Source organism: Sediminibacillus massiliensis, from assembly GCF_900156915.1.
Lineage (GTDB): Bacteria > Bacillota > Bacilli > Bacillales > Amphibacillaceae > Sediminibacillus_A > Sediminibacillus_A massiliensis.
In genome coordinates this window covers 4,171,581-4,196,914 of record NZ_LT732535.1, presented here as the reverse complement: position 1 = coordinate 4,196,914, position 25,334 = coordinate 4,171,581, and the positions used below count along the sequence as shown (strand labels likewise).

Sequence of the window (25,334 nt, the reverse complement as noted above, 5' to 3'; positions counted from 1 at the left end):
TTAGTGTTTTTTATCCTGGTAGGAATCGGTTGTTTCCGGAAAGTATGATTGATATTTCTCATCCATTTTTGCTGCTTCCTTTTTAGAATGCTTGTGAACAAAGTACATGGTTATAACAGCACCAATGAAGAAAATAACCAGTGAAATGACAGCTGGTATGTATTCGGTTTTATCTTCAGGGAAATAAAGAAACTCCATCATAGAGAATCACGCCTTTCTTCCAAAATATTATAGCAAATTTGTTTCCCATTTGCACACAAACCCAGCAGTTGATAAAAATAATGAGGAGGTTATGGAATTGGACGATGCAAAAGCAGGAGAGTTAGTTAAAGCCCATTATAAGTCGGGGACTTATATCGGCGAAGTCGTCGAAGATCGTGGTGATAAATACTTAGTAAAAGTGCTTGCAGTAGCGAAACATCCTCTGCAAGGGGACCTACACAACTATGGGCAAACAGAAAATGTCTTTTTTCATCAAAGAAAGGCATTGAGCTACCAGGAAAAAATGAATGTTTCAAAGCCGGCTGTCCATCCCTATCAGGAGACCCAAGCACCTGATTATAAAGAATCATTAAGAGAATCACTCGAAAGCTTAAAACAAAAACTCGAAAAAGAAGAATCCTCTTTCAACGAGAAAGCGAAACAGAACATCAGTGATTTAGAAAAACAATATTTTGGCTGATCCACTGTCGAAAAAGCACCCTCAATGGAGGCGTGCTTTTTTCATATTTAAGAACCAGGCACTTTTAGATTTTTCTTTTTCGCTTTAGATTTTCCATATACCAGATTTGCTATTTTAGGGGCAAATTCGAATAGCATCATTCCAAGAAAAGCCGCGATAACAACATAAATACCTGCCATTACCTTTATGGTTCCTGTTGCCACGCTTGCTATGACTACAGAAAACTCTCCCCTTGCACACAAGGAAAGCCCTGCCCGCAGTGAAGTCTTTTTGGAAAGTCCATACCAACGTCCCCCTATTACTCCGACTAAAACCTTGGCAATGACAGACCAAAGAACCAGCGATAACAACAAGAAGGGCATCGGTATCCCTTCCCCTAATTCTATCGATGTGCCAAAATAAACAAAAAAAGCTGGAAGGGTCAAATCGCGGATCGGTACGACGGTTTGTTCCACACGGTCTATGTTTCTGATCTCTGCCAGCATCATCCCGGCAAGGAATGCTCCCAACACTTCTGATAACCCCATAAATAATGCCAATCCACCATATGCAAGAGCGATGCCGATCAATAAGAGAATTTTAAAATCTTCATCATCAATCTTGTCCAAAAATGTATCAAATTTTTTGAACACTACTTTTCCCAAAAGAATCGCAATGGCAGCAAGACCAATAATTTTGGCAACGAGGATAAACAAATCATTGGTCGCAAAGTCGCTACCGCTGCCTATTCCAATCAAGACGGCGACGGCAATCGGTGCAACCAGGTCTTCAAATATAAGGATAGCAAGGATATACTCTGTTTCCGTATTGGCCATCCTGCTTTTGTCATCAAGCAGCTTGGCTGTAATAGAAGAACTGGTCGCATAGCACACACCACCGACAAGGAAAGCTGTGAACAAATCCATACCGAATCCCAGGGCAATCAACATGGCAGCCCCAAGACTTAATACGACGTCGAGCAAGCCCGATGGCCACACTTTTTTTGCTATGCCTCCTAACCGGGAAACGCTGAATTCCAAACCAAGCAGGAAAAAAAGAAGTACGATACCTATTTCACTTGCAAAGTGGAGAATCTCATTATGGCTAAGATGATTGGCAAGGATGATACCGAATAAGATATAGAGAATGACACTGGGGAATTTGATTTTGATACTTAGATAGCCTAGATAAAATATGCCAAGAAGAATAAGTCCTGCACCTAAAAGGATCGGCAAGTCGACCTGCAACTTCTATCAAACCTCCCCATTACAAAGGGCTGCCAAGGATTCGATCTGGTCTTTTTTCCCGACACACATCAGCAAATTACCTGGCTCCAGTATTGTATCAATATCCGGGATGGCTATTGTTTCATCACCTTGAACGATACCAATTATAGTCGCGCCTGTCAGGTTTCTGACACCTGAATCTTCTATCGTCTTGTTCGCAAGTGGTGAAGCCTCCTTTAACTTAATATAATCAATCACAATTTGTCTCTGGAATATCTTTAACTTTTCAGCATCTACAGGTTGATAAGTGGCACCGAGCAACTGTGCGCCAAGTTCCCTCGTTTCGTCAGGTGTAAGGTCCATGGCGAAGTCGGCCTCATCATTGTCGGCCTCATCGAAAAAATATAGCTCTCTTTTTCCGGTATGATGGACGATTACCACCAGCATACTGTCTTCAGCTGTCCTGAGCGATATTTTCTGGCCGATACCTGGGAGTTGGGAGATTGAAATATTCATTTTAAAATAACACCTCATAACGATATGATAATAAACGTCTATTTTTTCAGCTTTTCTTTTAGCGGATGAAAAAAAGCTAGAGGATTGATTGCTCTAGCTTTTCCTTTAAAGAAAGCATTATGCTGTCTTTACGTTATATTATTCACCAAGATGTTCTTTGATCACATCTCCGACGCCTTGAATCGCCTGTTCTTCGTCGCTTCCATCTGCAGTGACCGTAATTTCCGCTCCCTTAGGTACACCAAGAGACATAACACCCATAATAGACTTCAAATTAACGGTTTTGCCATTGTAGTGCATTTCGATCTCTGACTCGAACTGGCCGGCTTTATTAACAAGAAGAGTTGCAGGTCTAGCGTGTACTCCTGTGTCATCAGTGATTGTAAATTTTTGTTCTTTCATTTATTATCCATCCTTTCGCTTTATAACAAATTATACTTTTCTCTTTTCCTCAATAAACGGTTTTCAAACCAATTTTGTGAAAAGATGAGCTATGAACATTATATAGGAAAATCTTTCAATATGGAACAAGAATATCTTGATTATTGATTATTTATCTTAATTATTATGTGCGGAATGTAATTGCCTATTCCATTTATAAGTTGAGATTATAAAACGGTTATGTTACTTTTACTTTGTGTTGCAGGCTGTTTAAATTTGGAATGAAGCAAAATGGAAATTCAGCCAAGACTAATTACGTAAAAAGTTCGTAATAATTGAAGGAGGTACTATAATGAGTACGCATATAGGAGCAAATAAAGGTGATATTGCTGATAAAATCCTGCTTCCGGGTGACCCGCTGAGGGCAAAGTATATTGCCGAAAACTTCCTGGAAGATATCCACTGTTATAATGAGGTCCGCGGCATGTATGGTTATACCGGTACATATAAAGGAGAGAGGATTTCTGTCCAGGGAACTGGCATGGGCGTGCCATCGATTTCTATTTATGTGAATGAGCTCATCCAAAGCTATGATGTGCAAAAATTGATCAGGGTAGGCACATGCGGAGCTTTACAAAAAGACGTAAAGGTTCGGGATGTTATCCTGGCATCCACTTCCACCACCGATTCCCAGATGAACCGACTAATATTTAATGGAATCGATTTTGCGCCGACAGCGGAGTTTGATCTCTTGAGAAAAGCATACGAATCCGGATTGGAAAAAGGTTTAAGCCTGCGGGTCGGCAGCGTGTTTACAAGTGACAGCTTCTATCGGGATAACGCCATGGAATTATTCAAGAAGCTTGCGGAATATAATGTCCTGGCAGTAGAGATGGAAACCACTGCACTTTACACACTAGCTGCAAAGTTTGACCGTCAGGCCTTATCCGTACTGACCGTATCGGATCATATCCTGACCGGAGAGGAAACCACTGCTGACGAAAGACAAACGACTTTCAACGACATGATTGAAGTAGCTTTGGAAGCCGCAATTAAATAATAACCAGTCAGGCGGCATTTTTTCAATGCCGCTTTCCTTCACTTTAAATGTTAACCAAATAAAAATATGGTTGACAATGTTGTCTGCCTCTTTTATTCTTTTTAATAAAGGAGGCTGGTTAGACATGAAGCAAATAAGCGCTGTAGAAATTTCAGCCGGAGCTGTTTTTGTAGGTCTCATGGCAATCGGAGCCAATATAGCAGTTTGGTTTCCATTTCTGGCCATACCAATAGGAGGCGTTTCCGTGCCCCTTTCCCTGCAGACGTTTTTCGCTGTCATGGCAGGCTTGATGCTCGGGAAAAGACTCGGAGTCTTGTCGATGATCACTTATTTATTGGTAGGCATAGCTGGAGTTCCTGTATTCGCCAATATGAAAGCCGGACCATTTATCTTTTTCGATTATACCGGAGGATTCTTATTATCATTTATCGCAGTAGCATTTATTACAGGTCTGATGGCGGATAAGATAAACAATCACAAAACCGGTCGATACATAGGGGCGGCTTTGGTTGGAGTTGCAGCCAATTACTTAATCGGCGTCAGCTATATGTACATAGCCATGAATACTTGGCTGGGTCTTGATATTGCCTATCAGACTGCATGGCTTGGCATGATCCCTTTTCTTATAAAAGACATTGGCGCCGCTTTTATTGCTGCTGTTTTAATTGTAAGAATAACTTCGAGGATTCCTTCCCATACTCTTGCCGCCAATAGATGAATGAGCGTAAAAAACTTTGCTTTCCAAACTCTCTTGTTTGGAAAGCTCTTTTTTTGGACAGCACCTTCTCTTTTTCTGTTCTATCTTTTTACCCATATGTTATAATCTATCTTAATTCCAGAAGTGATGTTATATGGTATTATAAAACACCATTACCATAGTCTTAAGGTCACGGATTAAAATTCATACATATTACGTTCGGAGAAAGGATGTTGCAAGTTAATGGAATTGTTCTTTTTTAACTTTCCCCTATTGGCCGCACTAATCGGTATCGTTTTTGCTCAAATAGTAAAAATCCCTATCCAATTCATTGCAACTCGGGAATTCAAGCCAGGGCTTGCCTTTAGTACAGGCGGAATGCCAAGCAGCCATTCGGCGGCAGTCGCAGCCGTATCAACAGGGATCGGGTTACAAGAAGGGTTTTCCACAGGAATTTTCGCTGTTTCCACTGTCTTCAGCATCATCATCATGTTCGATGCTTCAGGAGTGAGAAGACAGGCTGGAGAGCAGGCAATTCTGTTGAACACCCTTGTGAAAGACTTCAGTCATTTCGTTGAAGAAGCGAAAGTATGGGGGAAAAAGCAAGATTACCAAAAACAAGAAGAGCTGAAAGAACTACTTGGACACCAGCCGATCGAAGTGTTTTTTGGCGGGTTATCCGGTGTGCTAATCGCCCTTGTTCTATTTCCATTAGTATAAAATCGAAAGCAGTTAGAAAAACACCTCTTCACTGGTCCATTACGGCTATGGACGAACAAAGAGGTGTTTTTATTAACTCTTCCTGATTTCTTCCCTAAACACTTGCAATGCTTCTGTTTCGTTCAATTCAGCCAGTGCCTCTTCCGAGATTTGGCCATTCCCTCGTTCTACAATATAAACCTTCAATTCTTTTTTTCCCCATTCATTGAACACGTCTTCTACTGTTTGAAAATACAAGTCAATTTTATTGCCAGTGATAGCCGAACCCTTATCAGCTACAACCCCATAGCCGTACCCTGGGATAAACAATATAGTCCCTAATGGATAGACTTCCAGATCTGCGGCAATTGTAGAATATAAATCTCGTTTCACCTTTACACCTGAAAAAGTGACGCCATACTGGGGGTGCTCAGGCGATTTACCAGTAGACTCGACCCCAGCCGTATAGCCTGTTGCCACCACTGTAGCTGTCGGGTACTGCTCGAAGTCAATTGCTTCTTCCAGGGATGCGGGGCCTTTCACTTCTGAACTTGAAATGTAAGTGGTAGCTGCCTTTTGATGATTTAATGATTTCTTTTCCAAGCCAATTTTTCTTTTTGATTGTTCGCTGTAAGATTGCTGACTGGCAGAACTTCCACTATAGAACTTCTCCATAAAACCGGCCTTGAATTCCTGAGCTGAAACGTTAGTCAATGCCCCTGCAGTCGCATAGACTGCTGCCAAAAACAAAAGAGTCATTACAGTTCTTTTCAATATTTTTATATTTTTCATGGATAACACCTCTCTGGGTGTCATCCTTTCCTAAACTACAGACAATTATACATTCAGACGATTTGCCAAAACGATTAAAACATCCGATACCCGTTTTTCCTCAACAATCTAATCACTATCCCGGATACAATTGTTCCGATAAATCCACTTGTTAATATTGCTATATCGGCAGCTGTCAGATTGATAAATCTCTCCCCTACTTTAGCAAAGGACTCGCCTGGCGATGTAAAATACTCGGCGAACGGAAAATCATCCACGATCAACAAGACAATGATCGGATAAATAAAGGACATTACCCAAGTTTGCCGTAAAAGCATATTTAAAATAAAGGCAATACCGAAAAACAAAACAAAAAATAGTACGACAGAAACCACCAATTGTATGATGGATTGTTCCATCCAGATTCCCCCTCAAATGCTGTGTCATCTCTCTTTCTTTTAACAGCATCAATTTTATAGTTAAACTGCGTAACGCGCAAGCACTCAATGTCCAATAAAAAAGCAAAGACAGAAATCACTGTCTTTGCTTCTCTATCTTACTTGGAAAAAATATTGAATTTACCTTTTTTCAAGAGCAGACCGACTCCACCCAATTTTAGGAGGTACCTGTTATCGATGATTTTCTTCATAACAGATGCCGACCATCCGAACAATTTCTTGTCGCCAAGAATAACGCCGATTGCATCATCATGACCCAAAGAAGCCACTGTTCCCTGGTTGTTGAAATGGAATGTCTCCAATTCGGTACCGCCCTTTATAAGGACACTAAGATTATGTGCCGCAACATCGGCTTCCTGGATGGCGATTTGAGCTGTCGGCGGGTATGGTCTTCCTGTCTCTTCATTCATAATCAACGCACAGTCACCAACAACAAATACATCCTGATGGGAAGGTGCACGCAAGTCCGGCTGCACTTCCACCTTGCCGCGATTAACTTCCAATCCAGACTCCTCAACGATGGAATTAGCTCGAACCCCTGCAGCCCAAACAGTAGTATTTGTTGGAATTTCTTCTCGTTTCTCATCTTTTTCGATGACAATGCCGTCCGGCTTACATTCTTTCAGCATCGCACCTACTTTGAATTCAACACCCTTAGCTTCCAACGCATTCATCGCATACTCAACCAACTGAGGATCGAATCCAGGGAGTACCGTTGGTGCTGCTTCCACGACAATAATACGGACTTTGCTGCGGTCTATGTCATATTCCTTGCACAATTCTGGTACACGATTGGCGATTTCACCAGCAAATTCGATACCAGTGAACCCTCCACCGCCAATTACAATATTCAAGCGCTCTTGTTTATTTTCCGCTTCATTGTTGTATTTGGCAAAGTTGTAATCGATGTGTTCCCTGATCAATCTGGAAGAATTGATACTGCTTATTGTAAAAGCATTCTCTATCAATCCCGGAATTCCAAAGGTTGCCGCTTCAAAGCCAAGGGCCACAACAAGATAGTCATAGTCCAATTCCCCGTTTTCCAATACGACTTTTTTATCGTCCGGTTTAATACTCAAAACCGTATCTTGCACAAAGTTCACTTTGCTGAAATCCACTACGTCTTTAATAGGCAGACGTGTACGATCATGATGCAGTGTGCCGGCAGCATTCTCATGCAGCCAAGTAGTCTGATAATGATAATCGTGCTTGTTAACCAATGTGATGTTGGCATCATTAACTCCGAGTTTTTTTTGCAGTTTAACAGTTGTCATGATACCGCCGTAACCAGCACCAAGAATTACAATATTGGGTTTATTCATCCTTATCACTTCCATATACTAAAATTTACTAACATAATTATTATCTAATGGCGCAAAACTATTACGTGATTTATTTCACGTACACAAACAAGAAATTGAGCTCCAATAACATATCGGAGCTTCCGGCATACATATTGAGGTAGTTTAACTGGTTATCTGTCGAATTCCTATGTATTTTGTCACATTTTCGTAATAAAATTTACCTAAAAACAATCTTAGCTCCTTTTTTAATAATTTTCAAGGCTTTCATTCATTTTTCCAATATTTAAAATCTTGTCTATACAATCTATTCATTACTAGTCTATATATGAATTATGTTAAGATAGACATTGTTTATCTGTATCAGAAGTATAGGAGGAATCATTCATGTCCAATGAGGTATATGATGTAACAATAATCGGTGCCGGACCTGTCGGATTGTTCACGGCCTTTTATGGCGGCATGCGACAGGCAAGCGTAAAAATAATAGAAAGTCTTCCACACATAGGCGGGCAATTATCCGCCCTTTATCCGGAGAAATATATTTACGACGTAGCAGGTTTTCCTAAAGTACGTGCACAGGAACTTGTCGACAATCTCAAAGAACAAGCCGATATGTTCGACCCGGAAGTCGTGCTGGGCCAATCGGTCGATACGATTGAAAGGTTGGAAGATGGTTCTTTCAAGATGATCACAAACACCAATGATATTCATTATACTAAAACAATCATCATCACTGCCGGAAACGGCGCTTTCCAGCCACGCCGTTTGACCATCGAAGGGATAGAAGCATTCGAAGGGATCAACCTGGATTACTATGTAGAAGACATGCAGAAATACAAAGACAAGAAAGTGCTGCTTTGCGGTGGTGGGGATTCTGCTGTTGACTGGGCTCTAATGTTGGAATCAATAGCGAAGGAAGTCACCCTTGTCCACCGAAGAGAAAATTTCCGCGCTCATGAACACAGTGTCGAGCAATTGATGAACTCGACTGTCAATATTAAAACTCCTTTCGTACCTGTCGAGATGGTAGGGGAAGATAAAATCGAGCAAGTTAAATTGAAAGAAGTAAAAGGGGACAAAGAAGAAATCATTGATGTAGACTCTGTCTTGGTCAACTACGGTTTCATCTCTTCACTCGGCCCTATCAAGAAATGGGATTTGGAGATCGAAAAAAACAGTATCGTCGTCAATTCCAAAATGGAGACGAATATTCCTGGGATTTATGCCGCAGGTGATATTTGCACCTATCCAGGTAAGGTTAACTTGATTGCATCAGGATTCGGCGAAGGACCTACCGCAGTGAACAATGCCAAAAATTACATCGACCCTGATGCCAGAGTACAACCTAAACACTCAACAAGCATGTTTTAATTAACTGATTCCCAGACTGGTGGGGCAGCTATTACTTTGCCCCATCAAAACCTTTACTGTTACGTAACCGATAAACTGCAGACTAACATTTTTTAGAATGACTTCCTTCCATCCTTTTCGGATTGAGTGGTGTTCGCAGTTTCTCTACTATAGAGCTTAAGAATATAAACAGGTTGTCTAAAAGTATCTTTCCCCAGCTGGGAAAGGTGCTTTTTTTATTGTTTCGCATCTTTGCATAACAGGTATACCACAAAGTAGACAGAGGAAGAATTTTTAAATAGTATCTTCCGCTGCGGGAATGCTAAAAAGGAATGGAAAGTCAACGGAGGTGTTGATATGGAGAATGAATTCGAAGACAGATTGATTCCAGCAACATCAGTCGGAAGCGGAATCGGTAAACCAATAACGACTGATATATATTGTTTACCCATACAAGTAGTGAACTTGTTCTTTGTCGGGGAACCTGGCCAAAAATGGGTATTGGTAGATGCAGGAATGCCTCGTTCGGCAGACGAAATAATCGAAGAAGCGGAAAAACGTTTCGGAAAAGACGCGAAACCAGAAGCGATTATCTTGACCCATGGGCACTTTGACCATGTCGGTGCCATTGTGGAGTTGTTAGAAAAATGGAAAGTTCCTGTTTATGCTCACGAACTTGAACTTCCATATTTGACCGGAGAAGCCTCTTATCCCGAACCCGATCCTTCTGTAGACGGCGGGTTGGTAGCAAAAATGTCTCCAATGTTCCCAAATCATGGAATTAACATAGCCGAGTATGTCCAAGCCCTACCATCTGACCACAGTGTACCTGGTATGGAAGGCTGGGAATGGGTCCACACTCCTGGTCATACGGAAGGTCATGTATCGTTGTTCAGGGAAAGGGACCGGTCCCTGATTGCCGGTGACGCATTCGTGACCGTCCACCAGGAATCGTTATATAAAGTAATGACGCAAAAACAGGAAATCAGTGGTCCTCCAAAATATTTGACGACAGACTGGAAAGCTGCCAAAGAGTCTGTAATCAAATTAAATGAACTTGGCCCCCTAATAGCAGCCACCGGACATGGAATCCCGATGACCGGAGACTTTTTGGCTGAAGAACTGCAAAAACTGACGGACCACTTTGACGACATAGCTATACCTGAACATGGTCGTTATGTCGATTAATATATGCATAAAGAACCCCCCGGCCTATAAAAGGCCGGGGGATTCTTTATCATTAGCAATTAGGATCCGGTGTGCCGGCGTTTGTCGCTGTCTTAAACGAGCTTCCACAGCCACAGGATACGATAGCGTTAGGATTGTCGATAGTGAATTAGGCGGTGTGTTTTCCCGTCCGTTTTACGCTAGGTTAAAGCGGTAATGCCAACGTTTCTAGCTATTTTAGGACGATTGTTATCGTTCAATACGATTGTTTTTATCAGACTTCCGTAGCGATGTATCACGTTGTGACCATTTTACCCTAATTTGGTTTTTATTACAAGTTGATTCTCACCCATGACAGTGTAATCCACATTCTTCGTTAAGTTAGAATCATTCGTCTTTAAAGTAGTCGTAATCTATCGCTTTAACCACAAAAGTATGATTAACGTCCACTCCAACATCATAAGATATCATTAAATTAGCTAACTCTAAACCATCTATTAAGATAATCTTCTTAGCTTCGAGACTTTCAACATATGTTCTAGCATTGTCCGTAAATTTAGATGTTGTGATGAAAACACCTTTCCTTGCTTTTCCATCTAAGGCTCCCGAAAAACCTTGTACTGCATTTCTTCCTATTGATTGGTTTTCTGCATATCTCTTTGCTTGAACGTAAATGTTGTCTAAGCCTAATTTATCTTCTTTAATTATCCCATCTATACCCTCATCATTAGAACGCTGCGTAACTCGCCCATCGCCGTATCCCATTACCGTTAATAGTTCAACTACAATATCTTCAAATTTCATCCAGTGTACATTCCTCAACTGTTTCAGCAAACTATCCGCTAATTCTTCTTTTAAATCATTTAGCTTTTCCTTAACAATTGTTAGAGGATCCACTACTTTTTCTAACTCTTCTATTTCTTCTTTAATTTCATTATTGCTTTCGTTTAGTAAATCTAGGCCGTCAGATGTTATACGATAGGTTAATTTATTAATTTCCTCTATGTAATTTCCTTTTTTCAAACTATACCTAACACTTCTCACTCTAGTAAGAAGAATGCTATCTGGTGTATGCTCATATCTCATTATACGTTGCTCTTCGCTGAGCTTAAAGTAATTGACTAATTTGTCAGTTATCTCACTCGCGGAATAGGCTTTTCCATCTTTGATCATTTCCAAATATGGAATCATCATCTCACCCATAGAAGGGATTGTTGATTTAATTTTCTCATCATACTCAATACGTACTTCGTCCACTTTGTATTTATTTATGATCCTTACTATATCATTACCTGTAGAAGGAAATTCTTCATTCTTCAAGATATCTTTTATTACCGGACTGGTTAAGCCTTCTTCATTCAGTTTCTTAAGAGTTTTTAAATTTCTCAATGACTCATTAGTGTACATAACTCGATTTTGAAATTGTTTAGTCGGAAAATATTCTTTGAAATTTTTTACCCAGCGCCTACCATTAGCCTCAGACCATCCAACTATCCGAGACATCTCAATCTTAGAGTACAACTTTTCATTGTTCATCAAAACTCACCTCATAGTTAAACTAAAACAAGGCCTTAAAGCCTCCTTCTAATATTGCTTTACATAGCTCGTAAGTATTATATAGTAGAAAGTCGGTACAATTGGACGAACACTCAACGAATTTAGACGGACAACTAACTACGCACGGAACCGAAACTAATTTCGCTGTCAACCTTCTCTATGCATCGATTTAAAACGATTCAACCTTTTCAAGTCGCTCTCTAAACTTTTCTAATTTTGGATTTACGTCCTTACGAGGAGACGATGATTCTTTCTCTTCATAAACGTCTATCGCTTGCTTTAGAACCCGGATTTCTTCGTCGTACTGTTTCCTTCTACGATAGATAACCGCTAGCCGATTATATGGGAAGCTCCCTTCAAATCGCTCCTCAACGTTCTTTTCGTAAAACTCTATCGCATTGTCGACATAGCCCTCTTTTTCGAGTTTTTGCCCTTGTAAGTTTCGGTCTACGTCCTTTGCGGGTATCTTCATTTCTTTATACGGTTTCTCCTCGACTTTTTGCGTTTTCTTCCGATTAGACTCGGCTTTACTTAAGGGGTTGCTTTCTTTCTCTCCGAACAATTTCTTTAGAAACTTTACCACGGCATAACCTCCCTATATTTTTGAATATTTGCATAAGTCAATCCTACCACATCTATACCAGGATTTGGGTTTAGTCCGAAACTAATTTGCTCTGAATCGCCCTCTCCCCGTCTATCTCTCTTCGCCCTCTTCGACGACAAAAAAAGAAGCACCCGTTAAAGGCGCTCCTACTCGTCCTCCACCGGAAACTCGATGTGACAGCTTATTCCGGCCCCACTCCGCAAAGCCGTTGTTTCCCGAATCCTTCCGCCTTCCTGTTCGACTGCTGCTTGTAGTTCGGTAAACTCTTCCGTAGAGTACACCGTCTTTGTAACGATATTAATCCGCTTCATCTAATCGCTCCCCTCGTATGTTAAAGTCTCGATTCTTACTTCTGTGTTTGACCTACTATTCTATTTGCTTTATACGCTTTGTCAGCCACTTTCACCCGTGTGTACTCGATGTTAGCGGTGTACGGCAACTGTTCGGCCGCCTTTGCTCCAAGTAAATCCATGTTTCTAACGTCCGAAACCTCGTTGATTATCGCCCTTTGATGCTTTGAATCGTCAATCTTGTCAAGTACCTTCCCGATGCATCCTTGTAAAGCCGTTTTCTGCTCGTCGGATAACTTTGAGATGTCCCTTTTGGCTTGTGTGATAAACTCCGACTTGGCGCTGTCTCCGACTGCCGTTTGTGCGGATAGAGCCAACCTGTTCGACAACTGTTCCGCCACTTGCTTGTCCGATTCTCGTACGGATATGCTCGCTTGTGCTGCCTTGGTATGCGCTTCTTCGATTGCTTGCTCTCTATATTTTCGATACTCGGCTTCTAAGGCCTCGCTTTCTTTTCTATACTGTTTATTTAGTTGCTTCAATTCGTACTCTTTGACCTCTTTAGTTTGGAGGGGGTGGTCTTTTTGCTTAATCTTCGTTTCTTCTCGCTTGAATTTGCTGTGTAATTGCTTCGCCTGTTCTCTAAAGTCATCGTATTTCCCTCGGCTCGTCTCAACCGCCAATCCTTCCGTTTTTAATTGTTCCGCTTCCTTCACGGGTAATTTGACTACTTTGTGCTGTTCATACTCTCCATACGGCTTGAATAAAAATACTGTTTGTTCCATTGTAAAATCTCTCCCTTTGTTTGGTGTTTTTGTCTTGGTTATTCAATCATTCATTCAACTTGTTACTTAAACGGATTCCAGACTTGCTTTCGTTGGCTCGGATCACCGTAGTTTTTCGCTTGTCCGCCTAATAAGTCTGCTGCCAATTCCTCGATTTCTGCTTGCATGGCTTTCCGGTCGTCCGTGTCCATTACGTACTTTGACAGACGCTTGACTTGCTTCTCGTTGAACCCTGCTTTGTGCATTTCGACTTGTTTCGCTGTATTAATATAGCGTTGCTTATAATCCGGGGCTTGGGTTTCCGCTGCTTCCCGTTGCCTTAACTCTTCCTCGTACTCTTTTAACCCCTCTTCCACTAGACGTTCGATTTCTTGCTCCGCTTCCTCTGCCGTATATACCTTCTCTTCACTCATTCATTCTCATTCCTTTCTTGTTTTTGTTGTTGTTCTCTCCCGATTTTCCTTTTCTCCCGGTCCATTCGCTTTTTGACGATTGATTCAACTTCTGCCTTTGTGTACAGTCTCTCACCATTCATTTAATCGCTCTCCTTTATGGTTTGTTTCTATCTACTTCGCTTATTAACGGTAACTATCGTCGGTAATGTTACGTTTGTACTCTCATGGTCAATGATATAATCGTTCTCTTCGGCAAACTTCACGGCATGTTCCCTGGCGCCGTAATACGAGTACAACTCGCTCTTCTCTGTGAAATACCTTAGTCTAAACAACGATTTTCCGGTAACTTGTTCGATAATAAACACTTTCACTTTCCGCTGTTTTCGATTAACCCGATCAACTACGATTCGAATCGTAACCAATCCGTCTTTATCTTCGCCGATTTCTTCGACCCTTCCTCGACTTCCTCTTCCTAGCCACATACTCTTTTGCCTCCTTTGTTTGCTTCGAGTAATGGATAACTCCCAGGTGAGGCGGTTTCCATTCCTTTTCACCGGGAACTAAATCGAACATTTCATCCGAAATAGCGAACTTCTTCACCCAACTCGGCAGCTTATCGTTTGGTTTCGCCCTCTGTTTGTTCAGACTCCCATTTCCTTGTCGTTGTAATCCTTTATTCGTGTGTCTTCCCAAAGTTTAATCCTCCCTGTATTCCTTTCTTGAATTGGTCTCCACTAAGTGCGTTAATCCGTGTGCTTCCAATGCTTCCCACGATTGCTCCCACAAGTTATAAACCGTTATATCTGACGATTTTTCGTATGTTTCACGATTCTCATATTGCCCTCTAGGCGGTTTCGGCTCGATTCGAACGTTTACTAACATTTACGCTTCTCCTCCCTGCACTCAATCCCTTTAGACCCTCATATGGCTTGTTTTCGTTGAAATCAAAGTGTTATACCCGTGTTTATAAACCCTTCTTTTGTTCGATAGGGTTATTGGTCTCAAATTAATTCTCCAATTTAAAAAGCCTCTTATAATCGGGGTTTGAAAAGTCTTACTTGATTCTTGTCCACATAACCCGTTGCTGTAATGACCCGGCCATTCTCGTCCGTTTCGGTGTCTATAATGGTTGCATAGTCGAGTAACTTCCGAATATGAGGCGGGTATGTGGAATGCACTCGCCAATTTCCGTCCATCACATCGAATAGGTAAAGCGTCTCCTGTTCTTGCTTCGGGTAATAACTCATTCAGACGCCCCCTTCCGCTTGTGCCTTTGCCTCTTCCGCTTGCTTTTGAAAGTATGTTTTTACCGACTCTGTAAGCATTTCAAATGCCTCGTAGAATGTTTGATTACTCCTGGAAGCCACTCGATCAATTAACCTTTTGTTCGCCCAAGAGTCACAGCTTTGAATCATAAACAAAACGGCAGGTAAATCGCTTTTCCCGCTATTACAGGATTTGCACGAACATATCACGTTATCGAACGTGTTTGATCCCCCATATCGCATTGGCGTTATATGGTCGAGGCTTCGCTCACTAATCGGAATATCTTGAAGACAATAAGCACATTCGCCACTTGATAGCGCTAATGCAACCTGTGGCAACGTTAAATCGTCTTTAATTGACTCGCCCGTTTCGGCTTCTACTTTCCTCCTGGCTTTTCTTGCGTCCTGTAAGGCTTGCGCCGCCTTCCCTCGAAGACCCCCGTGGTATTCCCTCTTCTGTTCTTTCTCGCAGTCTTGGCAATGGCTTCGCTTCTCTCCGTAAAACTGTTCGATTGGCTTTTCTTGGTGGCATCGGCTGCACTTCTTGACCTCGATTGTCTTAGCCATATTTAACACGCCCCAACTGTCGTCTCTCTTGCTCGTCTAATCTTTGTTCAATCCGTTCTGTGCGCTCGTTTACCGTGTCCAGCTTTTCGTCCATCACTTCTAACTTCCTTAAGATATGTTCGTAGATTGATTGTTCGATCATTCTCCCATCCCGTCCCTTTTATTGATTTTGTTTGTTTAGTCCTAACTCATTGTGCAGCTTACGTTGAGTAGCCCGAATTTCTTTTGCTACGTACGTTTCTTCATTAGCCTCTAATTGCGCTAATGCAAGCAAGTAAATAGCCATCGTCAAATTAGACTTGTCTGCGTCCATCCCATCACCCCCATTATGTCTGACTGTTTTTCAGGACTTGCGCTTTACTTTTCGATTTGTTATGATAATAATGGATTAATTTATGATCGTCACTCGGATTTAATCGAAAATATATAAGCCTCCATTGTAAGGTTCTGCATAGACATTGCCCTGATCGATCAACGTTTTTAATCGCTTTTCCTTGTGACTCTCCGGCTCTCTGCCTATCCAGTTAACCTTGTAGCTTCCGATTAGGACGTTTATCTTCTCGGCAAGGGCAAGTTCGATGACCTGCCTTCTCGACGCAACGTACCTTTTAGAATCCGACAATCACAACTCGCCCTCTAGCGACCGAATCTCTTCATTCATAGGAAATTCTCGGAGGATTCTCACCTTTGTACGTGGCGTAATCTCCTTTACTCCGTTTTCGATGCGAGAAACAAGCTGCTGGCTAACGCTGACTCGCTCCGCAAATTCTTCTTGGCTTAATTTATGATACAATCGAATGACTCGAACTGTTTTACCTGTCATACACTTTCACCCCTTCTTATTTATTTTTGTTCGCTAATACTACTTGAACTTTAAAAAAAATATTACCCTTCCCACTAATGTAAAAATTGTCGCCAGTTTAAAATCCATAGTCCCGTTCGCTTGTCCGACGCTTCCGGTTCCCAACGCCATATTTCTGATTCTTCGTGTGAATATAGTCAAGAACCTCTGTCTTCATAGGTTTTTCAAAACGCTCTCCTTCATCAAACATCGACTCTTCGTTGATCCAATAAGGGTATTCAAGCCAATAAACGTAATCATCCTTTTTCTTGCGCTTCTTAGACGTCGGGTTAAGCAACTCTCTCCGCTCACGTTGTTTTCGTTTTTGCAACGTCTTAACCTTTCGCTTACATTCTTCACAGCAAGTTCTTTTATTGTTACGAAGGCTATCGTCTCTCCAAAAATAACGACAATAGTCACATCGTTTTACTTGTTTGTCGTCTGTATCGTGAAGTTCTCCGTTCAATAGCTGCGTGATTACTTGTATAGATTCCGGACTCTTGCTTAAATCTCCGACAATCTGACTAGCATATTCAATAGCCCCGGCTCCAGGCTCGCCGTACTCGATTACCCCGTCTGGATTATTCCCTTCTTCTATTTCTAATTGATCCTCAATTGACACGTATGTTTCCATTTCTCCTCAATTCCTTTCGCTGTTTTATGGTTGTTTTCGTTAGTGAACTTAATCTCCGTTTGTATTTTATAACGAACAAAACGGATATAAGGGTGTTCTCTTCGTCCCGTCTTTGTTTACATAGTTACTTTTCGCATATATTTGTTAGAGGTTCTTTCCGATAGGAAAGGTTCTCGGGAACAATGAGTGAACGTTAGTGAACGAATAAGTTCCCTTGTTCTTTAGCCTCACTAATTACTTGTTGCTATTTTACACGTTGGTATCTTACCGTTTGCTATCTTTACTCTTCCGTCTAAGGAATAATCCATTGTACCGTTATAGGGAAATTAAGTTGTTACGCTGACGGAACATCGAGCTATTTACTGATTATTTCACTATAATCCGGAATGATTTTCTCACCGTTTTCATTCACGAGGAAGCCATCATCTGTGATTCGTGGACAAAACGAAGGTTTGTACCAAAGGAACCGATGCGTCCCCTCGTAGTGCACTCGAACATCACTTAAGATCCCGTTGACCTTTAAGATATCCGTTAACTCCTTGTGTCTTTTCCGGTCAATCCCCGTCATCTTCGCTAACATTTCTTGTGTTGGAAATGCGTAACCGAAGCGCTCGTTCTCCGTGCCGTCCTTCCGAAAGCGATTTCCGTCAATGTAAGATAACAAAGCGAAATAAAACGGTATGATATCTCCAATCTTCGTTTTCGGTTTCTCTTTTCGAATTTCAGCAATGATTCTCGGAAATACTTTTCGGATTAACTCACGATTAAACATTTCGTATCCCTCCTGGTCTAATAGTTGTCCTTTATCGTTGGGTTGCGGTTTTCTAATTGTTAGCTGTTCCATAGTAGACTCTCCTTTTATATTTATAAATTTATACCTCGGCGGTCTGATAACGCTGTTAAAGCCTCGTCAAACTCTGATGTTAACTCGAATATAAACGCTGCCCTCCCCTTCACTCTCGTTGATGGTTTAACCTCGATGATTGGAAACCCTTGTCCGAAGCAACTTATTCGCTATATGTAGCGATAAGATTACTTTCCGTTCTTTCATTTTAGTTTGGTGCATCGTTTTCACTCCCCTTTCCGTTCCATCTCTCTTCGTGGTAATCATCGTAGTCTATCGCTCGTTGCCGCTCCGACTTTAAACGATCCATCCGATGCCCACCTCTTTTGCCTTTCACTTAGTAATAGACCAAAAGAATCCGTTTGTGGGACATAGATTCGCAAATTTTCACCTTACACTATGTAATAACAAACTAATCGGCATTTATGGGACATGTTTTTGGAAATAATATCAATCACCCCTCACTTAGTAATATGACAAAACCATCCATTCATGGGACATTCGCAAATTCTTGTTAACTTATTGAATTAGGTGCCTTTTCGTTAACAATCTGCAAATTAAGTACCATTTCGGAGGCATTTTTTGCGTTAACATTGGGACACCGCAGGGATTCCTAGTTTCGCCATATAAAACGAAAACCCCGACGACTGCACCAACAGCCCGGGGCTTCCCTCTTCCGACTTTCTCTCGATTTTCTCTCGATTATCTCTCGACTCTCTTTCTTCCGCTTCCTTTACGTTTGCCACCCGTCGTTTCGCTTCATGCGTTCACCAACGTCCCATACACGAAGCACAACGTCAGTAAAAACAACGCTAGGTAAAATATGTCAATTGCGTTTACAATCCGTCTTATTCGCTCTATAATTGAATGCATAGAAAGGATTCGCACCCCTTTCTCACAAATTCTACCCGAACCTGCGCTAACAGGCGGGCTATTTTCGAAGGCTCCGCTTACAAGTGCGCTAACACTTAACAGCGGGGCTTTTCTCGTTCCTTCATTTGTTCCGCTTGCTCCGCTTCCTCTAAGTCGAAAATCAAATTGAGTGCCAACGCTTCTGTTTTGCCGACTCTTCCGGCCTTCCGTTGTTCCTCTACGTATGTACGTAACGATTCGAGTAGGTTTTCGCTTGCCTTCATATGCCTCCGCTCCTTTCCGCTTTTCCGCTAATCCAATTTCAGTTTCGGATTCCTTAGTTGATCCGCTATCTGCTCGGCTTCTTCCGCTAATTCAATCGAACCTTCCCGTCTGTACTCCGCAGCCCCTTTGCCAACCGCTTCGACCAACGCTGCTGTTTCCTGGAAAGTCGATGAAATGCGTATGTTAGAACCATCGTTTGTAACGTTCATTTACTCACCATCTTCCGCCTTTTACTTTTTGATTACGAATTTCGTAACCGGCACTTATACTATAATTACTATTTTCGTAATTTGGTTTAATATAGTAATAAAGGCGGTGATTAGATGGCTTTACGAACTCAGATAAAACTAGAAGAATTATTACGTAAACACGGTATCACCCAGACGCAACTAGCCGACTCTATAGGAGTGCGTCGGGCAACTATAAACGATTTATATCATAATCGCAGCAAGCAGATTCCCCGGAGTGTCATCGACAAGATTGCGAATGAATTGAATATCAAGGACATCAACGAATTAATCACTTTAATTGACGAGTAACCCTCGCTAGACCCTCGACCTTTCAAAATTTTATAGCAAATTTTCGTAGACCCGGCAGCCGGTTACACGGCGACATGCCCCCCGGGGGTCTTATCTCATCCGAAGCACAAAAAGAGCCGACGTTTATTCCGCCGACTCATTCCGCTTTCTCTTTAGCTTTTCGCTTGTTCAGTTCCTTATATAACAACGCCTTGCTTATTCCTGTTTCCTCGGTTATCTGCGGGACAGTTAGTTCCTTTGCGTCATATAATTCGAGTGCCTTCCGTATCTTTGCCGGGTCTGCCTTCGGCCGTCCACCTCTTCGTCCTCTTGCCCGTGCTGCTTCGAGTCCTGCCGTTGTTCTTTCTCGAATCATATCCCTTTCTAACTCGGCCATTACTCCGATCATTCCGAACATAGCCTTACCCATCGGTGTCCTCGTATCCAGTTGCTCCGTAAGACTAACTAACTCTATCTCGCCTTCTTTTAACTGATCCGCTATATCGATTAATTGCTTTGTACTTCTCGCTAACCTATCGAGTTTATAAACGATAAGTGTATCGCCAGGTCTTAGGACGTCTAGCGTACGTTGTAATTCGACTCTATCCCATTTCCCACCGGATTCCTTTTCCGAATAGATTCGCTCCGCTCCGGCTTTCCGTAAAGCATCTTCCTGTAATAGCAACGACTGGTTTTCCGTACTTACCCGCGCATACCCAATTTTCATCGAGTAACCCCTCCGTTCATTCATTGTAATATTATCGTACATAAAATGAATGGAGAAGTCAACGATAATTTATAGACGAGTTTATAAACGTGTAAACGGGTTTATGAACGGCAAGGAATGATATCGGATTTACCGTACATTTAACTTTCGTTTTATAAACTGGTGAAACCCGCTGATCCTGGCTATCGCCCGGTTTTCTGACGTCCATATAACGCTGTTTATCGCCTGCCTACCGACTATACCCCCTATTACCCTTCCGAAGATATAGGACATATCAGGACGGCTCTATGTCGCTTTTATGCGGTGTTTGCAGGGTTATTGCGTCACAAGATACTCGGTATGCTTCCGCCTGGTACTCACCTACTAACCGCCTGACCCCCCTTGTGTTTTTGGAAGGCTGCTCGTCGTGGACGTGGTTGCTGATATATATACGTTGGTCAAAGATACCTAACGAAGTATTTAATTGTGTAACTTCGGGAACCTACCGATTGAACTCTGCGTTATTAATTCCGAGTTAATTAATCGGGTTTCTTCTTATATACCGATTCTCCACTTTACTTTCGAGTTTATAACTAGGTTTTATTAGTTACACAAACGGGGATTCACTTGTATTCTCCCGGAGGAATATTCGATGGAATTGCAAATGCTTTGTTTCCGCAATATCAACGTTTTGACTAGGTTTACTTCGGGTCTAATAAATCTTTCCGATAGCTTTGTGTTTCTTCAAATGTCAACTATATGTTTACAATACGAACATTAAATTGTTATACTGATTTAAAAAGAGAGGTCGCCTTGCGGCAACAAGACGCCTCGAAATAATAGCTTTTGCTTTTCGTAAAAACGGTTCTGACTTCACTTCTTGTCGGAGTCGTTTTTTCTGTCTAAGGCTTTCATAGTTATTTCAACGAGTCTGAACGAAAACATCATGAAGGAAAGAAACGCCATAAATATTGCAATCATTACTCCAAACAATGAAATAATTATTGGTGTAATAACTTCCCACTCCACCTCTACACCTCCTCTCTTAGAGGATAACAGACAATTATTTTCCGTTTATATGTATTCTTCATATCAACCTCCTAACTATATGTCTGTATATAAATCAATTTACCACAGCCTTTCCCCTTAAAACAATATATGGTGCTTGTTTTTTTATTAGCGCACTATATATGGAGAAATGGAACAAAAATTTTAGATATGTCAACAATGATATTCTACAAGATTTGAAGAAATTAAGAGAAAAGACGTGATAAATAGGAATTTGGCATTATAGATAAGTATTATTGGGATTTTAAGCCGTATATTTAGCTGTTTAACCAATTGTAGGCCAATAAATTTTCCCCCGCCTCAAACGCTTCTCTCCGCTTAATCACACGGCACACCTCCGTCCAACTCGCATACAAATACCCGTCCAGGTTGCCGACTATTCCTCTCTTTGCTTTTCGAATAGCATTAAGAAACACGTCGGTAAAGTCTTCCGCATGATCCTCTAGCGTTATGTATTTATCCACCGAAGCCTTTGCCCGCAGTAGAATACCGTACGTCTTGTATAACCCGTTTGCATCGAAAAAAGGCGCTAGTTTGTCGTATATTGCCTTGGGTATAGATTGTCGAAGTGCCTCGGGGTTGTCCGCGCTTCTCTCTTGCTCCGGCTCTTTATTCTTCCGTCTCTGCTTGCCGTAGTTATAGTTATGATTTAATAAGGATGGTTCTTTTTTGGATTCCTCGTTTAAAGACTTGTCCTCGTTGCCTTCCGGCTGCTCCGTTGAAGTGACGCCTTGAATTGACATCGAGGGCAAAATCTGGATTACATTAACGCTTCTTCTCCATTTCTTAACCGTTGCAATACGTTCAATCATTCCGGCTTCTTCTAGTCGATTAACAGCACGAATCACCGTTCTTTTCGATACTCCGATGCAATCCGCAATGGTTTGATACTTCGCAAATGAAACGCCTAATACACGTAAACTAGACCGCCCAAAGAAACGCAATACCTCGATTGTGCTTTCCGGCGCTTCTATACTACGTAAATGATTGATGTATGAATAAATGGTCGAGTCCATCTCGGCTTTGGTTGAAAACGTTTGGTACTCGTGTAAAACCTCGAATGATAATTTTAAATACATCGTTTATCCTCCCGATAGAGGACGGACACCAACTAAAAAAAGAACATATGTTCGGTATAAGACGTAAACTAACCGAATTTAGACGCTTGTCCTTTTTTAAGATTTTCGATATACTAACCTTAAGTGTAGGTGGGTTGTACATCGTATTGTCTTATCGAGTTGGCGCTCGATGGGTGCTTGGTGTGCGCCCTCTTTTTTTGTTTTATTTTCTATTTAATGAACTAATTGGCGAATAGTGGTCATGACTTCTCCTCATCTCGCTTGTATCCATCTGTATATATCTCCTCATTGTGCGGATATCCGCCCATCCGCCTATCTTCTGTAAGGTGAACGGATCACAACCGTTGAGTATCATATTCTTCGCCCAGGTATGTCGGTAGACGTGCGCTGTTACCTTCTTACCGGACACTCCTGCCTTTTTCGCATAGTATTTCAGTCGTTTGTTGTAATGATTGGCTCCGAGTGGCTCGCCGTAACTCGATAGGAAGATTCTGTCCGTCTTGAAGTGAGCATGATTCTCGGTGATTAGTTGTAGTAACAGTTTCGCTACATGTGTTGAAATCGGCACCAATCGATTATGGCGGTTTTTACTTTCCGATGACTTTACAGTAATGAATCGAGTCTTGATATCAACGTCGCCCGCCCGCAAGGAAAGCAGTTCTTGTATCCGAAGACCGGAGTCTAACAGAACGTTAATACCTACATAGTCACGGAAACCTACGAAGTCACGCTTATTCGGCTGTGCAAGGATTTCCTTTACCTCCTCATCGGTTAGCGCATTGGTTAAATCGCTCTCGTCCTGGCGAAGTAGCTTAATGTTTTCCATCGGGTTGTAATCGAGTAAGCCTTCTCGATCGATAAAGTTGAATATGGCTCGGAGTGTGCGGAGATTAATATTGATTGTCGTATCCGCAAGCCCTATTGTTTGTCTCTCCGGATTGATGTACTTATGGCCGGAATACTTCTGCTTGTCGTATTTCATGTAGTTTATATAGTTCCGGAACACTTCCGGGGTTAAGTCGTTTATATACTCGATCTCATAGTTATCGTTTAGCCACTTCGTAAAGTAGCCCCACATTTTCACGTAATCTCTAATCGTTCGCTCCCGTGCACCCTCTGTTCTCTTGCCGGAGACAACAATGTCTATTGCTTGCTGTAACGTTAGCTTTGGATATTCCTTTTTAGGATTCGCCAATCCCGTAACTCTCTTCCGTTTTTTTAAAGGCACAAAAAAAGACCTCCTCAACGATGGTATTCATCGCTAAGAAAGTCTGTAGGTAACAGCCCTAAATCCGTGTATTACAGGCTGTTTTTATTCGATTGAACGATAGTTTTTCGCCGATTTCACGCTGTAATCCGCAACCTTTCGACCGTTTCCGAGTGGGCTATCGGTAATGTCCCGTTAGCAATTAGGATCCGGTGTGCCGGCGTTTGTCGCTGTCTTAAACGAGCTTCCGCAGCCACAGGATACGATAGCGTTAGGATTGTCGATAGTGAATCCTCCGCCCATCATATTTTGCTTGAAGTCGATGGTAGTACCTTCTATGATAGGAATATCCTGCTTCGTAATGACTAGCGGAATTCCGTTTGCATCCTCTGTGATATCCAGTTCTTGGTTAACTTCGTGATCGAATCCCATGGAATAAGAAAGCCCGCTGCAACCGCCGCCTTTCACTCCGAAGCGAAGGCGTACAGTTTCTGTGTCTTCTTCTTTCATCATCTCTTTGATTTGAAGACTTGCATTATCCGTAATATTCAAGACCATTTTAGTCCCTCCTCAATTCCATCTAAACACCATTAGTGTACTTATAGTATACTAACGAATGGTAATTCCATCAACTTTTTCGCTTCCAATAAAAGGTTCCTGATATTGTTGTTTCAGCTTTACCCTGCATCCAAACCTTGTTGTCTGATGCCCAGGTAATCGTTAAGTCTCCTCCGCTTAAATGAACGACTACTTCTTCATCCCTTTGTATAAAACCGTTCAAAATACCGGCAACCACGGCTGCACAAGCGCCTGTTCCGCATGCTTGTGTAATACCCGAACCTCTTTCCCAGACCCGGAAGTGCATTTCGGTATCCGACAAAATCTCGACGAACTCTACATTCACCCCTTCAGGAAAACGGGCATCATTTGTTATCAATGGCCCTAGTTCCTGCAATGGCGCTTCTTCGATAGAATCGACGAAAAAGACAGCATGCGGGTTACCCATAGAAACAGCCGTCACTTCCAGCGGATGATGGCTTACTTCGAAGGTTTCACCGACAACCTGTGAAGATGCTTCACCAACCATCGGGATCTCTTCCCTGCTCAATAATGGACTTCCCATATCGACGATAACCTCATGGACAATACCATCTTTCTCCTGGACTTCCGCTGAGACGTTACCAGCTTTCGTTTCAATTTGGAAGTTTTTGTTCTTAACTAGACCGTGCTCATATGCATATTTGGCGACACAGCGTAGTCCATTACCGCAGTTCCGACCTTCGGAGCCATCCTTGTTGAAAATCCGCATACCGACTTCAGCCTGTTCGCTTGGATGGATCAGAATCAAACCGTCAGATCCGATACCTGTATTCATATCGGATACATCTATTGCTAAATTTGCTAAAAGTTCTTCTTCCACTTCATAATCAAATACATTCAAAAAGATATAACTGTTTCCCAGACCATGCATTTTTGTAAAAGGAATTTCCATGCTTATCAACCCGCCTTATAATAACCTGTAATTTATATAATAAAAATTAACGCCA

General features: G+C 41.8%; 37 protein-coding genes and 1 pseudogene. 7 read left to right on the top strand and 31 right to left on the bottom strand.

The window, feature by feature from the left end; genetic code table 11:
• Positions 1–201 (bottom strand): hypothetical protein, encoded by a 201-nt coding sequence (locus CZ434_RS21435; RefSeq protein WP_077624984.1) that lies wholly within the window; start codon positions 199–201, stop codon positions 1–3.
• Between the two features lie 97 nt (positions 202–298).
• Between CZ434_RS21435 and kapB the strand changes: the two genes are divergently transcribed.
• A complete protein-coding gene (kapB, locus tag CZ434_RS21430) occupies positions 299–682 on the top strand; it encodes a kinase-associated lipoprotein KapB (RefSeq protein ID WP_077624983.1) in 384 nt (127 codons plus the stop codon).
• Between the two features lie 47 nt (positions 683–729).
• Here kapB and CZ434_RS21425 read toward each other — a convergent pair whose 3' ends face one another.
• From CZ434_RS21425 to CZ434_RS21415, 3 genes are all read right to left on the bottom strand, one after another.
• Positions 730–1,908: a cation:proton antiporter gene (locus tag CZ434_RS21425; RefSeq protein WP_077624982.1), complete on the bottom strand. Its 1,179-nt coding sequence runs from the start codon at positions 1,906–1,908 to the stop codon at positions 730–732.
• Between the two features lie 6 nt (positions 1,909–1,914).
• Positions 1,915–2,403, bottom strand: coding sequence for a cation:proton antiporter regulatory subunit (locus tag CZ434_RS21420; protein ID WP_077624981.1), 489 nt, complete (start codon positions 2,401–2,403; stop codon positions 1,915–1,917).
• Between the two features lie 138 nt (positions 2,404–2,541).
• Positions 2,542–2,805: a phosphocarrier protein HPr gene (locus CZ434_RS21415; RefSeq protein WP_077624980.1), complete on the bottom strand. Its 264-nt coding sequence runs from the start codon at positions 2,803–2,805 to the stop codon at positions 2,542–2,544.
• Positions 2,806–3,136: 331 nt separating this feature from the next.
• On the opposite strand from CZ434_RS21415, the gene deoD reads away from it, so the two are divergent.
• The 3 genes from deoD (at position 3,137) to CZ434_RS21400 (ending at position 5,261) form a co-directional block, all read left to right on the top strand.
• Complete coding sequence (gene deoD / locus CZ434_RS21410) at positions 3,137–3,844, top strand: purine-nucleoside phosphorylase (RefSeq protein WP_077624979.1); 708 nt, start codon at positions 3,137–3,139, stop codon at positions 3,842–3,844.
• Positions 3,845–3,968: 124 nt separating this feature from the next.
• Positions 3,969–4,562, top strand: a complete 594-nt coding sequence (locus CZ434_RS21405; protein WP_077625299.1) for a biotin transporter BioY — start codon at positions 3,969–3,971, stop codon at positions 4,560–4,562.
• 222 nt (positions 4,563–4,784) lie between these two features.
• Positions 4,785–5,261, top strand: coding sequence for a divergent PAP2 family protein (locus CZ434_RS21400; RefSeq protein WP_077624978.1), 477 nt, complete (start codon positions 4,785–4,787; stop codon positions 5,259–5,261).
• A 72-nt stretch (positions 5,262–5,333) separates the two neighbouring features.
• Here CZ434_RS21400 and CZ434_RS21395 read toward each other — a convergent pair whose 3' ends face one another.
• The 3 genes from CZ434_RS21395 to CZ434_RS21385 form a co-directional block, all read right to left on the bottom strand.
• Positions 5,334–6,032 (bottom strand): 3D domain-containing protein, encoded by a 699-nt coding sequence (locus CZ434_RS21395; protein ID WP_077624977.1) that lies wholly within the window; start codon positions 6,030–6,032, stop codon positions 5,334–5,336.
• Between the two features lie 74 nt (positions 6,033–6,106).
• Positions 6,107–6,430, bottom strand: a complete 324-nt coding sequence (locus CZ434_RS21390) for a YuiB family protein (protein WP_245831044.1) — start codon at positions 6,428–6,430, stop codon at positions 6,107–6,109.
• A gap of 137 nt (positions 6,431–6,567) precedes the next feature.
• Positions 6,568–7,791 carry an NAD(P)/FAD-dependent oxidoreductase gene (locus CZ434_RS21385; RefSeq protein WP_179107344.1) on the bottom strand — a complete coding sequence of 408 codons (1,224 nt, stop codon included), beginning with the start codon at positions 7,789–7,791 and terminating at the stop codon, positions 6,568–6,570.
• Between the two features lie 366 nt (positions 7,792–8,157).
• Here CZ434_RS21385 and CZ434_RS21380 point away from each other — a divergent pair, with 366 nt between their 5' ends.
• Positions 8,158–9,144, top strand: a complete 987-nt coding sequence (locus tag CZ434_RS21380) for an NAD(P)/FAD-dependent oxidoreductase (protein WP_077624975.1) — start codon at positions 8,158–8,160, stop codon at positions 9,142–9,144.
• A gap of 336 nt (positions 9,145–9,480) precedes the next feature.
• Positions 9,481–10,311 (top strand): MBL fold metallo-hydrolase, encoded by an 831-nt coding sequence (locus tag CZ434_RS21375; protein ID WP_077624974.1) that lies wholly within the window; start codon positions 9,481–9,483, stop codon positions 10,309–10,311.
• 52 nt (positions 10,312–10,363) lie between these two features.
• On the opposite strand, the pseudogene CZ434_RS22570 reads toward CZ434_RS21375, so the two are convergent.
• The 19 genes and pseudogenes from CZ434_RS22570 to CZ434_RS21305 form a co-directional block, all read right to left on the bottom strand.
• A pseudogene (locus tag CZ434_RS22570) lies at positions 10,364–10,459 on the bottom strand (HesB/IscA family protein); the annotation flags it as partial.
• A 218-nt stretch (positions 10,460–10,677) separates the two neighbouring features.
• On the bottom strand, positions 10,678–11,826 hold the full coding sequence (locus tag CZ434_RS21365) for a restriction endonuclease (protein WP_077624973.1): 1,149 nt from the start codon (positions 11,824–11,826) through the stop codon (positions 10,678–10,680).
• Positions 11,827–12,016: 190 nt separating this feature from the next.
• On the bottom strand, positions 12,017–12,430 hold the full coding sequence (locus CZ434_RS21360) for a tetratricopeptide repeat protein (RefSeq protein ID WP_077624972.1): 414 nt from the start codon (positions 12,428–12,430) through the stop codon (positions 12,017–12,019).
• Positions 12,431–12,597: 167 nt separating this feature from the next.
• A complete protein-coding gene (locus CZ434_RS22365; protein WP_179107343.1) occupies positions 12,598–12,762 on the bottom strand; it encodes a hypothetical protein in 165 nt (54 codons plus the stop codon).
• A 35-nt stretch (positions 12,763–12,797) separates the two neighbouring features.
• Positions 12,798–13,526 carry a hypothetical protein gene (locus tag CZ434_RS21355; protein ID WP_077624971.1) on the bottom strand — a complete coding sequence of 243 codons (729 nt, stop codon included), beginning with the start codon at positions 13,524–13,526 and terminating at the stop codon, positions 12,798–12,800.
• A 62-nt stretch (positions 13,527–13,588) separates the two neighbouring features.
• Positions 13,589–13,939 (bottom strand): hypothetical protein, encoded by a 351-nt coding sequence (locus CZ434_RS21350; protein WP_077624970.1) that lies wholly within the window; start codon positions 13,937–13,939, stop codon positions 13,589–13,591.
• Complete coding sequence (locus CZ434_RS22720; RefSeq protein ID WP_281252290.1) at positions 13,936–14,061, bottom strand: hypothetical protein; 126 nt, start codon at positions 14,059–14,061, stop codon at positions 13,936–13,938. The genes CZ434_RS21350 and CZ434_RS22720 overlap by 4 nt, the downstream gene beginning before the upstream one ends.
• 27 nt (positions 14,062–14,088) lie before the next feature.
• Positions 14,089–14,403 (bottom strand): hypothetical protein, encoded by a 315-nt coding sequence (locus CZ434_RS21345; protein WP_077624969.1) that lies wholly within the window; start codon positions 14,401–14,403, stop codon positions 14,089–14,091.
• A gap of 214 nt (positions 14,404–14,617) precedes the next feature.
• Complete coding sequence (locus CZ434_RS21340) at positions 14,618–14,803, bottom strand: hypothetical protein (protein WP_077624968.1); 186 nt, start codon at positions 14,801–14,803, stop codon at positions 14,618–14,620.
• Between the two features lie 149 nt (positions 14,804–14,952).
• On the bottom strand, positions 14,953–15,168 hold the full coding sequence (locus CZ434_RS21335; protein WP_077624967.1) for a hypothetical protein: 216 nt from the start codon (positions 15,166–15,168) through the stop codon (positions 14,953–14,955).
• Positions 15,169–15,753: an HNH endonuclease gene (locus CZ434_RS21330; protein WP_077624966.1), complete on the bottom strand. Its 585-nt coding sequence runs from the start codon at positions 15,751–15,753 to the stop codon at positions 15,169–15,171.
• Positions 15,746–15,895 carry a hypothetical protein gene (locus CZ434_RS22360; protein WP_179107342.1) on the bottom strand — a complete coding sequence of 50 codons (150 nt, stop codon included), beginning with the start codon at positions 15,893–15,895 and terminating at the stop codon, positions 15,746–15,748. Before CZ434_RS22360 ends, CZ434_RS21330 begins: the two co-directional genes overlap by 8 nt.
• Positions 15,896–15,913: 18 nt before the next feature.
• Complete coding sequence (locus CZ434_RS22355) at positions 15,914–16,066, bottom strand: hypothetical protein (protein ID WP_179107341.1); 153 nt, start codon at positions 16,064–16,066, stop codon at positions 15,914–15,916.
• Between the two features lie 99 nt (positions 16,067–16,165).
• Positions 16,166–16,375 carry a hypothetical protein gene (locus CZ434_RS21325; RefSeq protein WP_077624965.1) on the bottom strand — a complete coding sequence of 70 codons (210 nt, stop codon included), beginning with the start codon at positions 16,373–16,375 and terminating at the stop codon, positions 16,166–16,168.
• Positions 16,376–16,576 (bottom strand): helix-turn-helix transcriptional regulator, encoded by a 201-nt coding sequence (locus CZ434_RS22820; protein WP_077624964.1) that lies wholly within the window; start codon positions 16,574–16,576, stop codon positions 16,376–16,378.
• A 97-nt stretch (positions 16,577–16,673) separates the two neighbouring features.
• A complete protein-coding gene (locus tag CZ434_RS21315) occupies positions 16,674–17,228 on the bottom strand; it encodes a hypothetical protein (RefSeq protein ID WP_077624963.1) in 555 nt (184 codons plus the stop codon).
• A gap of 355 nt (positions 17,229–17,583) precedes the next feature.
• On the bottom strand, positions 17,584–18,072 hold the full coding sequence (locus tag CZ434_RS21310) for a hypothetical protein (protein ID WP_077624962.1): 489 nt from the start codon (positions 18,070–18,072) through the stop codon (positions 17,584–17,586).
• Positions 18,073–19,040: 968 nt separating this feature from the next.
• Entirely contained in the window at positions 19,041–19,208 is a 168-nt protein-coding gene (locus CZ434_RS22350; protein WP_179107340.1) for a hypothetical protein, read from the bottom strand.
• A gap of 27 nt (positions 19,209–19,235) precedes the next feature.
• Complete coding sequence (locus tag CZ434_RS21305) at positions 19,236–19,418, bottom strand: hypothetical protein (RefSeq protein ID WP_077624961.1); 183 nt, start codon at positions 19,416–19,418, stop codon at positions 19,236–19,238.
• Positions 19,419–19,532: 114 nt separating this feature from the next.
• Here CZ434_RS21305 and CZ434_RS21300 point away from each other — a divergent pair, with 114 nt between their 5' ends.
• Positions 19,533–19,748, top strand: coding sequence for a helix-turn-helix domain-containing protein (locus CZ434_RS21300; protein ID WP_077624960.1), 216 nt, complete (start codon positions 19,533–19,535; stop codon positions 19,746–19,748).
• A 136-nt stretch (positions 19,749–19,884) separates the two neighbouring features.
• On the opposite strand, the gene CZ434_RS21295 is transcribed toward CZ434_RS21300, so the two are convergent.
• From CZ434_RS21295 to dapF, 5 genes are all read right to left on the bottom strand, one after another.
• Positions 19,885–20,454, bottom strand: a complete 570-nt coding sequence (locus CZ434_RS21295; protein ID WP_077624959.1) for a recombinase family protein — start codon at positions 20,452–20,454, stop codon at positions 19,885–19,887.
• 1,304 nt (positions 20,455–21,758) lie between these two features.
• Positions 21,759–22,580, bottom strand: a complete 822-nt coding sequence (locus CZ434_RS21290; RefSeq protein WP_077624958.1) for a helix-turn-helix domain-containing protein — start codon at positions 22,578–22,580, stop codon at positions 21,759–21,761.
• Positions 22,581–22,782: 202 nt separating this feature from the next.
• A complete protein-coding gene (locus CZ434_RS21285; RefSeq protein WP_077624957.1) occupies positions 22,783–23,808 on the bottom strand; it encodes a tyrosine-type recombinase/integrase in 1,026 nt (341 codons plus the stop codon).
• Positions 23,809–23,982: 174 nt separating this feature from the next.
• Positions 23,983–24,345 carry a HesB/IscA family protein gene (locus CZ434_RS21280; RefSeq protein WP_077624956.1) on the bottom strand — a complete coding sequence of 121 codons (363 nt, stop codon included), beginning with the start codon at positions 24,343–24,345 and terminating at the stop codon, positions 23,983–23,985.
• Between the two features lie 70 nt (positions 24,346–24,415).
• Positions 24,416–25,279, bottom strand: coding sequence for a diaminopimelate epimerase (gene dapF, locus CZ434_RS21275; RefSeq protein WP_077624955.1), 864 nt, complete (start codon positions 25,277–25,279; stop codon positions 24,416–24,418).
• Positions 25,280–25,334: the final 55 nt, after the last annotated feature.

Coding starts and splice junctions, on each gene's coding strand:
- CZ434_RS21435 (WP_077624984.1), bottom strand. CDS start 201: ATGATGGAGTTTCTTTATTTCCCTGAAGATAAAACCGAATACATACCA.
- CZ434_RS21420 (WP_077624981.1), bottom strand. CDS start 2,403: ATGAATATTTCAATCTCCCAACTCCCAGGTATCGGCCAGAAAATATCG.
- CZ434_RS21415 (WP_077624980.1), bottom strand. CDS start 2,805: ATGAAAGAACAAAAATTTACAATCACTGATGACACAGGAGTACACGCT.
- deoD (WP_077624979.1), top strand. CDS start 3,137: ATGAGTACGCATATAGGAGCAAATAAAGGTGATATTGCTGATAAAATC.
- CZ434_RS21405 (WP_077625299.1), top strand. CDS start 3,969: ATGAAGCAAATAAGCGCTGTAGAAATTTCAGCCGGAGCTGTTTTTGTA.
- CZ434_RS21400 (WP_077624978.1), top strand. CDS start 4,785: ATGGAATTGTTCTTTTTTAACTTTCCCCTATTGGCCGCACTAATCGGT.
- CZ434_RS21395 (WP_077624977.1), bottom strand. CDS start 6,032: ATGAAAAATATAAAAATATTGAAAAGAACTGTAATGACTCTTTTGTTT.
- CZ434_RS21390 (WP_245831044.1), bottom strand. CDS start 6,430: ATGGAACAATCCATCATACAATTGGTGGTTTCTGTCGTACTATTTTTT.
- CZ434_RS21385 (WP_179107344.1), bottom strand. CDS start 7,791: ATGAATAAACCCAATATTGTAATTCTTGGTGCTGGTTACGGCGGTATC.
- CZ434_RS21380 (WP_077624975.1), top strand. CDS start 8,158: ATGTCCAATGAGGTATATGATGTAACAATAATCGGTGCCGGACCTGTC.
- CZ434_RS21375 (WP_077624974.1), top strand. CDS start 9,481: ATGGAGAATGAATTCGAAGACAGATTGATTCCAGCAACATCAGTCGGA.
- CZ434_RS21365 (WP_077624973.1), bottom strand. CDS start 11,826: ATGAACAATGAAAAGTTGTACTCTAAGATTGAGATGTCTCGGATAGTT.
- CZ434_RS22365 (WP_179107343.1), bottom strand. CDS start 12,762: ATGAAGCGGATTAATATCGTTACAAAGACGGTGTACTCTACGGAAGAG.
- CZ434_RS21355 (WP_077624971.1), bottom strand. CDS start 13,526: ATGGAACAAACAGTATTTTTATTCAAGCCGTATGGAGAGTATGAACAG.
- CZ434_RS21350 (WP_077624970.1), bottom strand. CDS start 13,939: ATGAGTGAAGAGAAGGTATATACGGCAGAGGAAGCGGAGCAAGAAATC.
- CZ434_RS22720 (WP_281252290.1), bottom strand. CDS start 14,061: ATGAATGGTGAGAGACTGTACACAAAGGCAGAAGTTGAATCAATCGTC.
- CZ434_RS21345 (WP_077624969.1), bottom strand. CDS start 14,403: ATGTGGCTAGGAAGAGGAAGTCGAGGAAGGGTCGAAGAAATCGGCGAA.
- CZ434_RS21340 (WP_077624968.1), bottom strand. CDS start 14,803: ATGTTAGTAAACGTTCGAATCGAGCCGAAACCGCCTAGAGGGCAATAT.
- CZ434_RS21335 (WP_077624967.1), bottom strand. CDS start 15,168: ATGAGTTATTACCCGAAGCAAGAACAGGAGACGCTTTACCTATTCGAT.
- CZ434_RS21330 (WP_077624966.1), bottom strand. CDS start 15,753: ATGGCTAAGACAATCGAGGTCAAGAAGTGCAGCCGATGCCACCAAGAA.
- CZ434_RS22360 (WP_179107342.1), bottom strand. CDS start 15,895: ATGATCGAACAATCAATCTACGAACATATCTTAAGGAAGTTAGAAGTG.
- CZ434_RS22355 (WP_179107341.1), bottom strand. CDS start 16,066: ATGGACGCAGACAAGTCTAATTTGACGATGGCTATTTACTTGCTTGCA.
- CZ434_RS22820 (WP_077624964.1), bottom strand. CDS start 16,576: ATGACAGGTAAAACAGTTCGAGTCATTCGATTGTATCATAAATTAAGC.
- CZ434_RS21315 (WP_077624963.1), bottom strand. CDS start 17,228: ATGGAAACATACGTGTCAATTGAGGATCAATTAGAAATAGAAGAAGGG.
- CZ434_RS21310 (WP_077624962.1), bottom strand. CDS start 18,072: ATGGAACAGCTAACAATTAGAAAACCGCAACCCAACGATAAAGGACAA.
- CZ434_RS22350 (WP_179107340.1), bottom strand. CDS start 19,208: ATGAAGGCAAGCGAAAACCTACTCGAATCGTTACGTACATACGTAGAG.
- CZ434_RS21305 (WP_077624961.1), bottom strand. CDS start 19,418: ATGAACGTTACAAACGATGGTTCTAACATACGCATTTCATCGACTTTC.
- CZ434_RS21300 (WP_077624960.1), top strand. CDS start 19,533: ATGGCTTTACGAACTCAGATAAAACTAGAAGAATTATTACGTAAACAC.
- CZ434_RS21295 (WP_077624959.1), bottom strand. CDS start 20,454: ATGAAAATTGGGTATGCGCGGGTAAGTACGGAAAACCAGTCGTTGCTA.
- CZ434_RS21290 (WP_077624958.1), bottom strand. CDS start 22,580: ATGTATTTAAAATTATCATTCGAGGTTTTACACGAGTACCAAACGTTT.
- CZ434_RS21280 (WP_077624956.1), bottom strand. CDS start 24,345: ATGGTCTTGAATATTACGGATAATGCAAGTCTTCAAATCAAAGAGATG.
- dapF (WP_077624955.1), bottom strand. CDS start 25,279: ATGGAAATTCCTTTTACAAAAATGCATGGTCTGGGAAACAGTTATATC.